Here is a 252-nt window from a genome sequence, read left to right on the forward strand (position 1 = left end):
GCGGAGCCTTGCTGTCGATCCCGAAGGGCTTGATGGAAGCAGGCCTCGCGATGGGACTCTCGACGCCGCGCGTGCTGATGAAGATCATCGGGCCGCTCGCATTTCGACGCCTGATTCCGCCATTGGGCAATCAGTGCATCGTCAGCTTGAAGGACACGTCGCTGTTTATCGTGATCGGCGTCGGGGAACTGACGCGCAAGGGTCAGGAGATCATCGCCGGCAACTTTCGCGCGGTGGAAATCTGGTCCGCCG

Annotated in this window: 1 protein-coding gene; it reads left to right on the forward strand. The window is 61.5% G+C overall.

Annotation, left to right across the window (positions count from 1 at the left end; translation table 11 throughout):
- Window positions 1-252: ABC transporter permease subunit (locus SB822_RS59200; RefSeq protein WP_410859389.1), on the forward strand; the 252-nt coding region annotated here is incomplete at both ends.

Origin of the sequence: Paraburkholderia sp. SIMBA_054 (genome assembly GCF_046534875.1) — a bacterium.
Classification (GTDB): domain Bacteria; phylum Pseudomonadota; class Gammaproteobacteria; order Burkholderiales; family Burkholderiaceae; genus Paraburkholderia; species Paraburkholderia hospita.